12 protein-coding genes are annotated in these 11499 nt (G+C 65.6%); 6 read left to right on the top strand and 6 right to left on the bottom strand.

Annotated elements, in window-relative coordinates:
* Positions 1-61: 61 nt before the first annotated feature.
* The 6 genes from RBB46_RS21650 to RBB46_RS21625 are packed head-to-tail and all read left to right on the top strand — an operon-like array spanning position 62 to position 4594.
* Positions 62-457 (top strand): VOC family protein, encoded by a 396-nt coding sequence (locus RBB46_RS21650; protein WP_306031135.1) that lies wholly within the window; start codon positions 62-64, stop codon positions 455-457.
* Positions 454-1242: an ABC transporter ATP-binding protein gene (locus RBB46_RS21645; RefSeq protein ID WP_306031134.1), complete on the top strand. Its 789-nt coding sequence runs from the start codon at positions 454-456 to the stop codon at positions 1240-1242. Before RBB46_RS21650 ends, RBB46_RS21645 begins: the two co-directional genes overlap by 4 nt.
* Before the next feature lie 26 nt (positions 1243-1268).
* A complete protein-coding gene (gene dapA, locus RBB46_RS21640; protein ID WP_306031133.1) occupies positions 1269-2177 on the top strand; it encodes a 4-hydroxy-tetrahydrodipicolinate synthase in 909 nt (302 codons plus the stop codon).
* Positions 2174-2800, top strand: a complete 627-nt coding sequence (locus tag RBB46_RS21635) for a malonic semialdehyde reductase (RefSeq protein WP_306031132.1) — start codon at positions 2174-2176, stop codon at positions 2798-2800. The genes dapA and RBB46_RS21635 overlap by 4 nt, the downstream gene beginning before the upstream one ends.
* Before the next feature lie 34 nt (positions 2801-2834).
* Positions 2835-3842, top strand: coding sequence for an alpha/beta fold hydrolase (locus RBB46_RS21630; protein ID WP_306031131.1), 1008 nt, complete (start codon positions 2835-2837; stop codon positions 3840-3842).
* Positions 3836-4594, top strand: a complete 759-nt coding sequence (locus RBB46_RS21625) for a sulfite exporter TauE/SafE family protein (RefSeq protein ID WP_306031130.1) — start codon at positions 3836-3838, stop codon at positions 4592-4594. The genes RBB46_RS21630 and RBB46_RS21625 overlap by 7 nt, the downstream gene beginning before the upstream one ends.
* A gap of 101 nt (positions 4595-4695) precedes the next feature.
* On the opposite strand, the gene RBB46_RS21620 is transcribed toward RBB46_RS21625, so the two are convergent.
* The 6 genes from RBB46_RS21620 to RBB46_RS21595 all read right to left on the bottom strand — a co-directional run bounded on the left by RBB46_RS21620 (position 4696) and on the right by RBB46_RS21595 (position 11395).
* Positions 4696-5544, bottom strand: coding sequence for a fumarylacetoacetate hydrolase family protein (locus tag RBB46_RS21620; RefSeq protein WP_306031129.1), 849 nt, complete (start codon positions 5542-5544; stop codon positions 4696-4698).
* A 49-nt stretch (positions 5545-5593) separates the two neighbouring features.
* Positions 5594-7201, bottom strand: a complete 1608-nt coding sequence (locus tag RBB46_RS21615; protein ID WP_306031128.1) for a GMC family oxidoreductase — start codon at positions 7199-7201, stop codon at positions 5594-5596.
* Between the two features lie 37 nt (positions 7202-7238).
* Positions 7239-8567, bottom strand: coding sequence for a TRAP transporter large permease subunit (locus tag RBB46_RS21610; RefSeq protein WP_306031127.1), 1329 nt, complete (start codon positions 8565-8567; stop codon positions 7239-7241).
* Positions 8560-9150, bottom strand: a complete 591-nt coding sequence (locus RBB46_RS21605) for a TRAP transporter small permease subunit (RefSeq protein ID WP_306031126.1) — start codon at positions 9148-9150, stop codon at positions 8560-8562. Before RBB46_RS21605 ends, RBB46_RS21610 begins: the two co-directional genes overlap by 8 nt.
* Positions 9151-9253: 103 nt before the next feature.
* Complete coding sequence (locus RBB46_RS21600; RefSeq protein WP_306031125.1) at positions 9254-10270, bottom strand: TRAP transporter substrate-binding protein; 1017 nt, start codon at positions 10268-10270, stop codon at positions 9254-9256.
* An 87-nt stretch (positions 10271-10357) separates the two neighbouring features.
* Positions 10358-11395, bottom strand: coding sequence for a C-terminal binding protein (locus RBB46_RS21595; protein ID WP_306031124.1), 1038 nt, complete (start codon positions 11393-11395; stop codon positions 10358-10360).
* Positions 11396-11499: the final 104 nt, after the last annotated feature.

Here is an 11499-nt window from a genome sequence, read left to right as displayed (position 1 = left end):
CTGAGCCGCGCCCGCCAAAGACGCAGTTACCACATCCACATGAAGCCAAAGGAGAATCTCAATGGCCAAGCTACGTCACGTTGCCATCCAAGTTCAGGACCACGCCACGGCGGCACAGTTCTATGTCGATGCACTGGGCATGGAGATCGTCGGCCAGACCGACTCGCCGCTCGCCTCCGGTACCTATGTGTCCGACGGTACCGTCACGCTCGCGCTGCTTCAGTACAAGGCCGACGAATGGGCCGGCCGCAACAAGGATGACATCGCGATCAACCACATCGGGTTCTGGGTGGACGATCTCGAAGAGCAGAGCGACCTGATCAAGAAGAATGGCGGAACCTTCTTCAAGGAGCTGCCGCTGTCCAAGGACTCTCTCTACTACGAGATGAAGTTCCTCGACCCGAACGGCATCATTTTCGATGTCTCGCACAACGGCTGGGTCGGGGCGTCGAAGTGACGAGCCAGCTCATCCCGGCGGATGCGAATGCATCCGCCGGGGCCATCAGCATCCGCGGGTTGTCGAAGACCTTCGGCGCGCTGAAGGTTCTCGAAGACGTCAACTGCACCATCGGGGAGGCGGAGTTCGTCTCGATCCTGGGGCCGAGCGGTTGCGGCAAGAGCACGATCCTGAGGATCATTGCCGGCCTGATCGCGCCCGACAACGGTGCCGAACTGAGCCTCCTCGGTCAGCCGTTGACGGGGCACAGCGAGCAGGTGGGTGTCGTGTTCCAGACCCACAACATGCTGCCCTGGCTGACTGTCGAGAAGAACATCAGGCTCAACTGCGAGGTCCGCGGCATCGCGCGCGAGGAAATCTCGCGCCGTGTCGACGAGATCCTGCCGGTTCTCAAGCTCGAAGGGTTTCGCGACAAGTACCCGCACCAGATATCCGGTGGCATGAAGCAGCGGGCCGCACTCGGCCAGACGCTGATCGCGCAGCCGAAGGTGCTGTTGCTCGACGAGCCTTTCGGTGCCCTCGACGCGCTGACGCGCGACCAGCTCAATGTCGAGCTGTTGCGCCTCTGGCAGAAGATCAGGAAGACGGTCGTCCTGATCACACACAGCATCTCGGAAGCCATTTTCCTGTCGGACCGCGTGCTCGTCATGTCGGACCGGCCGGCACGGATGATCAACGATGTCAGGATCGATCTGCCGCGGCCGCGCGATCCCAAGACAACCCGGGAAGACCCGCGCTTCGGCCAGTACGTAACCCAGCTCAGCGCGCTTATGGGCGTGAACTAGACTGAAATCCTCGGAGACCCGAACTCATGGACCTGCAACGCTTCCACGGCATGTCACCCGCCCTTGCGACGCCATTCACCGCGAACCAGGAACTGGATCTCGACAGGCTCGATACGCTGATCGAGGGGTATCTGGCCTGCGGTGTCCATGGAATTTCGGTTGCCGGCAGCCAGGGTGAGTTTTTCTCGCTGGACGAGGCGGAACACATTGCGCTGCTCGAGCGCTGCGTGAAGGCGGTCGACGGACGGGTTCCCGTGGTGGCCGGTTGCGCACGATCGAACCTGACGGAAACACGGCGGGTGCTCGCTGCGGCAGAGAAGATCGGCGTCGACATGGCGATGCTGATCACGCCCTATTTCGTCCAGCCGAACCAGAGCGAGCTGGCGGCGCACTTCATCGGTCTGGCGGGTGAGACGAAGCTTCCCGTGCTCCTCTACAACAATCCGCCGCGTACCAGCGTCAACATCGCCCCGCAGACCCTTGTCTCGGTGATGAACGCGGCGCCGAATGTGGTCGGCATCAAGGATTCTGCCGGCGACATGACGCAGTCGGTCGAGTACCTGGTGACGACGGACCGCCGGGCGCTGCTGTTTTCGGGGCGCGACACCCTGACGCTTTCCATGCTTGTCAATGGCGGACATGGCGCGGTCTCTCCGGCCTGCAATGTCTTTCCGCGTCTCCTGGTCAAGCTTCATGACACCGCCGTCTCGGGCGATCTGGCGGAAGCGCGGCGTATTTCCGACCTGCTGTCGCCCTTGCGCGCGGCCTGGGTTCTCGGCTCCTTCCCCGTCGTCATCAAGGAGGCGATGACGATGGCCGGGCGCAGTGCCGGTCCCGCGCGCGCGCCGGTCGCTCCGCTCGGTGCGGACGCGCATGCCAGGCTGAAGTCGGTTGTCGAGACGATCATGCCCGAGGAAGAGGCGCTGGCACGATGAGCTGCGCGACCGGCCTGTTCGGCGCGTTGAGCCCCTGTGCCGAGGACCTGGTGACGCGTATCTTCGTGGATGCGCGCAGCCAGAACGGGTGGAAGGACACGCCGGTTCTCGATGCGGAACTGCACCGGATCTGGGCGCTGGCCCGTTGGGCACCGACCTCGGCCAATTGCTCGCCGATGCGCGTGAAGTTCGTCCGGCCGGGCCCTGCGCAGGACAAGCTGCTCGGGTTCATCGACGAGGGCAACCTTGCCAAGGTGCGGGCCGCGCCGGTCACCGCGATCCTTGGGTACGACCTGGCGTTTTATGAGCAGTTCGAGGTTCTGTTTCCGCACCGTCCGGCCGTGCGTGAGTGGTTCGCCGGTCCTGAGAATTCCGAGCGGGCGCGCATGACCGCGATCCGCAATGGCACGTTGCAAGCCGGGTTCTTCATGCTGGCGGCACGCGCCGTGGGCCTCGACTGCGGGCCGCTCTCCGGGTTCGACCACGCGGGTGTCGACCAGGCATTCTGGCAGGGAACCGAGGTCCGCACCAACTTCCTTTGCGGCCTTGGCCACGGCGATCCCGAATGCCTGTTTCCACGTCACCCGCGCTTCGATTTCGATGATGTCTGCGAAATCCTCTGATCCCGGCGCGGCCGCCGTTGGCGCGGACGGCGCGTTGCACCTTTCGCTCGGCCGCATCGGGCTGCAATCCGGCGAGGCGCTGGACGAGGCCGTGATGGTCGTGAAGACGTTCGGGCATCTCAATGCCCGGCGCGACAATGCGGTCGTCATTCCGACCTCGTTCGGGGCCAGCCATCGCGATTTCGAGTGGATGGTCGGGGCCGGGTCCCTTTTCGATCCGGTACGCTATTTCGTCGTGATCGCCAACCTGTTCGGAAACGGCCTTTCGACCTCGCCCAGCAACAGTGCCGCCTTCGCGGCCGGCGAACCTTTTCCCCTGGTGAGTGCCTATGACAATGCGCTCGCGCAGAAATTCGTCCTTGAGCGGTTCTTCGGTGTGCGGCGCATCGCGGTGGCGGCGGGCTGGTCCATGGGCGGGCAGGTCGCCTGGCACATGGCGTCGCTGTTTCCCGGTGATGTCGCCAATCTCATCGCCATCTGCGCCACGGCGAAGACCTCGGCGCACAACCATGTCTTCCTCGAAGGCGCCAGCGCGGTGCTGACGACGGATGGCGCCTATGACGCCGACGCCGGCCGCTTCGTGCGAGCGCCGGAGCGCGCCTTGCCGGCGCTCGGGCGGTTCTATGCCGGCTGGGCGCTTTCGCAGGCCTTCTACCGCGACGAGTGTTGGCGAACTCTGGGTTACGACAGTCTGGAGAGCTTTCTCGAAGGCTACTGGGAGGCGGCCTTCACCGAAAGGAACGCCGACAATCTTCTGTCTCACATCGCCACCTGGCAGGCGGCCGATATCTCGGCCAACGATCGCCACGGGGGTGATCTCGTCAAGGCGATCACTGCCGTGCGCGCCCGCGCCCTGCTCGTTCCCGCCCGCCGCGATCTCTATTTCCGGGAAGCCGACGTGAAGGCCGAGGCATCGCATCTGGGTGACGTTCGCATAGCCAGCCTGGACTCGCCCTGGGGGCACAGGGCTGGCAATCCGGTGAAAAGCCCGGCGGACAGGGACTTTCTCCGCGGCCGGGTGCGCGATTTTCTCTCATGCTGATCGCGTCCGTTCATTCCTTTGCGGATTGGGGGCTGCTTGCCGCTGCCGCTTTTGCGGCCGGCATTCTCAACACGATTGCCGGCGGGGGAAGTTTTCTGACCTTCCCCGCCCTTGTCTATGTGGGCGTTCCCCCCGTCATCGCGAATGCCACCAGCGCGTTCGCCGTGACGCCGGGCTATGTCGGCGGGGCTCTGGGGTTCCGGCGGGAGCTGAAGACGCTGGATGCCGGCATGCTGCTGCGAATTTGTGCCGTGGGCATAACCGGGGGCATTCTCGGCGGATTTCTGCTGACGGTAACGCCCGCCAGCATGTTCAACGCGATCGTGCCGGGCCTGCTCCTGTTCGCCACCGCCATCTTCGCGCTTGGCGAGCGGATGGTTCCGCTCATGCGCGGGGGCGGCATTCCGCCTTCGCTGGGGGTCTTCTTGGTTGCCGTCTATGGCGGCTACTTCAACGGCGGTCTGGGGATTGTGCTTCTTGCCCTCTTTGCCCTTCTGGGCATGACCAGCCTGCCGCTGATGAACGGCCTCAAGAACCTTCTGTCGTTCTTCCTTTCTTGCGCTTCTCTTGCCGTCTTCGCGGTCGGAGGTCTCATCGACTGGCGGCCCGCGGCGATGATGGCCGTGTTCGCGATCGCCGGAGGATTTGCCGGTGCAGGCGTGTCCAGAAAGATCTCGAAACCTCACCTGCGGATGTTGATCGTGGTGACGGGGATCGTGATGAGCGGCGTGTTCTTCTATCGGCTTTTCTGACGGAAGGGCCCATCTGGAGGCAACGCGTGTCCGCGCATCTTGTAACCGGGATGCGCGGGCTCGCGTTTTGACCCCGTCCCTGCTGGCGGGCGGCGCTTCCCTCAGCCGCCGTGGGCGATCACGGTCTGGCGCTGGGCGCCGAGCTTCTCCACGGAAAGTTCCACCACGTCGCCGGCCCGCAGGAAGCGCGGCGGGGTGAAGCCGAGCCCGACGCCCTCCGGCGTGCCGGTGGCAATGATGTCGCCGGGCATCAGCCGCATGAAGCGAGACATGTAGGAGATGATCGTCGCGACGCCGAAGATCATGTCCGAGGTCGAGCTCGCCTGCATCGTCTCGCCGTTGACCGACAGCGTCAGGGCGAGGTCCTGCGGGTCGCCGACCTCGTCCGGCGTCACCAGCCAGGGGCCGATGGGACCGAAATTCCTTGCCGACTTGCCCTTGATCCATTGCCCGCCGCGCTCGATCTGGAAGGCGCGCTCGCTGACATCGTTGAGGGTGCAGTAGCCGGCGACATGACCGAGCGCGTCGGCCTCCCCGACATATTCGCATTCGCGTCCGATGATGATGCCAAGCTCCACTTCCCAGTCGGTCTTCACCGAGCCCTTGGGCAGGATGATCGGGTCGTCGGGTCCGCAGATGCAGGACGTCGACTTGGAGAAGATCACTGGCTCGGCCGGCTCCGGATTGTTGGTCTCGCGCGCGTGACGGGCATAGTTCAGCCCGACCGCGTAGAAATTACGCGCCGCACCGACACACGGGCCGATGCGGGTGCCGGCCGGCACTGCCGGAAGGGCGGCAAGGTCGGTGTCCTTGAGCCGGTCCAGCGTCTCACAGGAGAGCGTTTCCGGCGTGAAATCGTCGATGAGGCCCGAGAGATCGCGGATCGTGCCGGCCTCGTCGAGGTAGCCGGGCTTTTCCGCACCCTTCGGTCCAAAGCGGAGAAACTTCATGCGTCGTCCTTTCGGGTCTTGAAACGGAATGTGCTGCCGCAAGGGCCGCTCAAGCGGGGCGCAGGATCATGTCGGCTGCCTTCTCGGCGATCATCACCACGGGCGTTGCGGTGTTGCCGGAGACGATGCGGGGCATGATCGAGGCATCGACGACCCTGAGCCCCTCAAGCCCGCGCAGGCGCAATTGCGGATCGACCACGGCCTGCTCGTCGGCACCCATGCGGCAGGTTCCGACGGGATGAAAGATCGTGGTGCCGATGTCGCCGGCAGCGCGGATGAGATCCACATCGGAGACGATCCCGGCTCCCGGCAGGGCCTCCTGCGGCGCGTATCCCCGCAAGGAAGGCATGGTCATCAGCGTCCGGGCGTGGCGCAGGGAGCGCAGGGCGATCTCTTGGTCGCCGGATGTCGTCAGGTAGCGCGGCGAGATTTCCGGCGCGTTGCCCTTTGCACTGCGGGCAAGGTGCACCGTTCCCCGGCTTTCGGGGCGCAGGTTGCACACCGACACGGTGACGGCCGGATAGGGGTGCAGCGGCTCGCCGAGCCGGTCGGTGGACAGCGGCTGGATGTGGTATTCAAGATCGGGCGTTGCCTTGTCCGGGCCGCTGCGGGTGAAGATGCCGAGCTGGCTCGGCGCCATCGACAGCGGGCCCGATCGGCGCCACAGATATTCGGCCGCCATCGCGATCTTGCCGGTCAGCGAGTTGGCGATCTGGTTGAGCGTCAGAGCGTTTTCGACACGGAACACCATGCGCAGCTGCAGGTGGTCCTGCAGGTTCTCGCCCACCTCGTCCCGCTCGTGCAGCACCTCGACCCCGGCCGCCTTCAACCCTTCGCCCTGGCCGATGCCGGACATTTCGAGCAGCACCGGCGAGTGGACCGCACCGGCCGCCAGCAGGATCTCGCCCCGGGTGCGGGCCTCGTTCACCCTGTTGGCGCGGGTGAAGACCACGCCGACGGCGCGGCCGTCCACGATGGTGATGCGGGTCACCTCCGCACCCGTCAGAACGCGCAGGTTGGAGCGCTTCATGGCCGGAGCGAGAAAGGCGCGGGCCGCGCTCCAGCGCCGACCGTTCTTCTGGTTGACTTCGAAATAGCCCGCCCCCTCGTTGTCGCCGGAGTTGAAATCCGTGCTGCGGGGAATGCCCATTTCCGCCGCCGCCGCCTGCACGTCCTCCAGCAGCTGCCATTTCAGCCGCTGGCGAGCGACCTTCCACTCGCCGCCCTCGCGGTGCAGCGGGCCGTCGCCGCCCGGCCGGTCCTCGGAGCGCAGGAAATGCGGCAGCACGTCCTGCCAGCTCCAGCCGGTGTTGCCGAGCGCGGCCCAGCCGTCATAGTCGGCGGCCTGTCCGCGCATGGAGATCATGCCGTTGATGGAGCTGCAGCCGCCCAGCACCTTGCCGCGCGGATAGGCGAGCGCGCGGCCGTTCAGCCCGTGCTCCGGCTGGGTGCGCAGCATCCAGTCGGCGCGCGGATTGCCCATGCAGTAGAGATAGCCGACCGGGATGTGGATCCAGGGATGGGTGTCCCGGCCGCCGGCCTCCAGCAGCAGGACGCGGTTGCGCGGGTCTTCGCTCAGGCGGTTGGCGAGGACGCATCCGGCGGTCCCCGCGCCGATGATGATGTAGTCGTAGTCGCCGTCGATCTTGGGCGTCATTGGGTATCCCGAGTGTCTTGCCGGTGGCGAGGCTGGGTCAGTAGAGCGCGAGGCCCGGAAAGGCGATCAGCAACCCGACCGCGATCACCTGCAGGCAGATGAAGGGCAGCAGCGAGCGGAAGATCTCGCCGAGCGAGATGTCCGGTGGCGTCACGCTCTTGAGGTAGAAGGCGGCCGGTCCGAATGGCGGCGTCAGGAACGACACCTGCATGTTCATGGCGAAAAGGACGCCGAACCAGACCGGGTCGTAGCCGAGCTTGATGATGATCGGCACGAAGATCGGCATGGTCAGCAGCGCGATGCCGACCCAGTCGAGGAACATGCCCAGCACGAAGAGGATGAGCATCATCAGCAGGATGATGACGGTGGGAGAATCCGACACGCCGGTGATCAGCGAGGAGATGAAGCGGATGCCGCCCATCAGGTTGTAGACCCCGACAAGGGCGCTGGCGCCGATGCCGATCCACATGATCATGCCGACCGTGCCGAGCGTGTGCATCGCCGCGTCGAGCAGCATCGCGAACGAGAATTCGCGCCGCAGGATCGTCGAGACGATGACGCCGGCAACGCCGATGGCGGAGGCTTCCGTCACCGAGGCGATGCCGCCATAGATCGAGCCAAGCACGACGGAGACGACCAGTATAGGCAGAACCAGGCCGCGCAGCAGCGGCAGCATCTCGGCAAACGAGGGACGCTCGTCCGGGGGCGGGGGCGCGACCGCGGGATCGGTGTAGGAGCGCAGCAGGATGTAGCCGATATAGAGCCCGGCCAGCATGAAGCCGGGCACGAAGGCGGCGGTGAAGAGCTCGCCGACGGACACATTCGCTGTCAGGCCGTAGATGATCAGCACGATCGAGGGCGGCACCATGGTGCCGAGCGCGCCGCCGGCGCAGACGACGCCGATGGCGAGCCGGCGGTCGTAGCCGAGCCGCAGCATCTGGGGCAGGGCGACAAGGCCGAGCAGCACGATCTCGCCGCCAATGATACCGCTCATCGCCGCGAGAATGACCGCGACGAAGATGGTCTGGACCGCCACGCCGCCGCGCAGGCGGCCGCCAACCAGTTTCATGGCATCGAAGAGATCGCGGGCAATGCCGGAGCGGTCGAGGATCGCCGCCATCAGCACGAACATCGGCACCGAGACGAAGACGAAGGACGAGACGAAGGAATAGACGCGGCTGGTGATCAGCGGCACCGCGTTGGGGCCGAACCAGCCGAGCGCGAAGACCAGGGCCACCAGCAGGGTGACGAGGGCCAGCGGCATGCCGGTGAGCAGCAGCACCACGAGCAGGGCGAACAGGACCAGCGTGCCGTATTCGATGCCCAGCGCCTTCAGGTTCAGTCCGAGATCGAGAAGGTCAAGCATCGTCGTGCCTCTCGGTTGGCACCGGGCCGCGCAGGTGGTTGAGCGTGAGGAGCAGGAACTGGACGCTCATCGTCACGAGGACGAGGAGAAGAAACAGTTTCAGGAGTGCCGGGGCGGGCGAGTTCCAGGCGCTGCCGCTGGTCTCCAGGAAGAAGCTGCCATCGGGACGGAACGTTGCCTTCATCGCCATCAGCCAGGCCGCCCAGGCGAAGAAGGCGCTGGCGCAGAGGCAGGCGATCGAGATCAGCACGTCGAGCAGGTTGCGCAGCCGTGCGCCGACTATGTCGTAGAGCAGCACGACGCGGATATGGGTGTTGCGCGCCACGCAGTAGAGACCGCCGAAGATGAAGGTGACGGCGCTCAGGAAGGTGGACGTCTCGTGTGCCCAGGTGGTGGGTGAGTTGAAGACGTAGCGCAGGAAGATTTCAACGACGAGCACGGCCATGGCGATGAGGATGCCGACCGCGAAAAGGCGCGCGATGCGTGTGATGACCCAGCCGAGCAGGCCTGCCTGCGGCAGGCACTCGCGCGGCGCGGCGGTTGTGTCGGCGGTTTTGGGACGCGGGTCCGGCGCTGGAGGCATGGGAAGCCACTCCGGTCTGGTGCACGGTGCTGTCGGGGAGGTCCGGTCGTTCGGAGAAGAAGGCGGGCGGGCGCGATGCCGCCCCCGCCCCGGTCCTGCCGTATCAGTTCAGCAGGCCCTGGCTCTTCAGGTAGCTGGTCAGCTTGTCGTAGACCTTCTGCGCGTTCTCCGAGCGCTCGGCGACCTTGGCCCACTGGTCCATGGCGATCGTGCGGAACCTGGCCCGCTCATCCGCCGACCAGTCATGGACGGTGATGTTCGGGTCGGCGGTGGCTTCCGCATAGGCCTTCAGGTCGTTCATCGACAGGGTGGCGACGGAATCCTGCGCGAAGTCGCGGACGGAGACCGTGAGGATCGCCTGCAGGTCGGCCGGCAGGGCGTTCCACTTCTCCAGGTTCATCGACACCTCGACGAGCGGCATGGAGTGGAAGCCGGGATAAACCGGGTGCGCGGCGACCTTGTGCAGGCCCTGCTGGTGATTGGTCGAAAAGACCGTGGAGTCGGCCGCGTCGATCACGCCCTTGTCGAGCGCGGTGTAGACCTCCGAATACGGCAGGTTGACCGGCACGGCGCCGGCCGCGGCGAAGACTTCCTGGATGAGGCCCTCGGGCGCGCGGACCTTCAGGCCCTTGAGGTCGTCGACGCCGTTGAGCGGACGCCGTGAGACGAAGCCTTCAAGGCCGGTCGTGGTCGCGCCGATGAAGCGCAGGCCATAGGGGCCTTCCAGCTCGTTCATCAGTTCGTGCCCGCCGCCATAGTTGATGAAGCGGAACATCTCGTCGGGCGACGACCAGGCGCCGGTCGGGTTGGCGATCAGGCCGAAGGCCGGATCCTTGCCGGAGAAATAGCTGACGTCGGTGATATGGCCGTCGAGGATGCCGGAGCCGACCGCTTCCTGGGTCTCGTTGTATTCGACCACGGCGCCGACCGGCAGCAGTTCGATGGCAAGACGGCCGCCGGACATCTCCTTCACCCGATCGGTCCAGGCCTGCTGGATGGCGAAGTTCGGGTTGCCCGCCGGATCGACCGACTGGAACGTGAACTGGAACTCCTGCGCCACGGCGCTGGTGCCGGTCATCAGACAAGCCGCCACGACGGCGTTGAACAGTGTCTTTCTCATGGTCTTCCTCCCAGGGTGGACATGTTTGGCTGATCCCATGTCCTTGGATCGTGTCGCGGGTGCTTCCCGCGAAGTCGGTTGTCCGTGTCAGGCGACGCCGCTCAGCGGTGCCGCGCTCGGTGAATTCACGAGGTTGCGCAGGCTGCCCTCGCGCAGGAACTGCATGGCCGTCTCCACCGACAGGCGGCGGGCGTCGGCGACGCTTTCCGGGCTCGACCAGGCCGCATGCGGGGTGACGAACAGCCGTTCCCCGACGATCGGGTCGGCGCCGTTGGCATAGGCCCGGGCGATGGCGTCCTCGGGCGAGGGCGGCTCGACCGGGAGCACATCGATGCCGGCGCCGGCGATCGTGCCCTTGCGCAGGGCGTCGAGCAGGGCGTCGATGTCGATGATGGCGCCGCGCGCCGTGTTGATCAGCACCGCGTGCGGGCGCATCTGCGCCAGCCGCCCGGCGTCGATCATCTTCAGCGTCTGCGGCGTCAACGGGCAGTGCAGGCTGACGACGTCGCTCTGGGCGAGCAGTTCCTCCAGCCTGTCGCAGCGGTCGACGCCGGCGGCGATCTCCGTACCGCGGGAGACGAGCGGGTCGTAGGCCAGAACCCGCATGCCGAAGGCCTTGGCCCTCAGCGCTGCGGCAATGCCGATGCGACCGAGCCCGACAACGCCGAAGGTCTTGCCCCTGAGCCTGGCAAGGAGCGGCGCGCGGGCATGGTCGAAGCCTTCCTGGGGCGAGGCCATCAGGTTGCGGTGGTAGGAGCCGATACCGCGGCGCAGGGTCAGCATCAGGGCGATGGCGTGGTCGGCCACCTCGCTGGTGCCGTAGTCGGGTGTGTTGCAGACAGGGATGCCGGCGGCGGCCGCCGCCTCGAGATCGATGTGGTCGAAGCCGACGCCGGCCCGCACGATGATCCGGCAGCGTTCCAGCCTGGCGATCATCTCCCGTGTCACCGGCATCTCGTGCCACACCACCATCGCGTCGCAACCGCGCAGCACCGCCTCCGGCAGGCGCTCGAAGCTGCGCTCCCGGTGGATATCCCAGTCGACCAGCTCGCCGGCCGTAACCCTCTCGATTTCGGCATCGTCCGGGTATTGGGCATCGGGGGTGAGCAGGCGAAGGCGGGTCATGGAAACCTCTTGGAATTGGGAGACGCGATTGGCGATTGACGTATCTATTCTAGAATTCTAGAATTTGATGGAATGTCAAACGGTTTTTATCGCGCTTGAAAAAG

Source organism: Stappia sp. MMSF_3263 (assembly GCF_030733745.1).
Lineage (GTDB): Bacteria > Pseudomonadota > Alphaproteobacteria > Rhizobiales > Stappiaceae > Stappia.
Note: the sequence above shows the minus strand (reverse complement) of the source record. Positions and strands in the feature narration are given on the sequence as shown.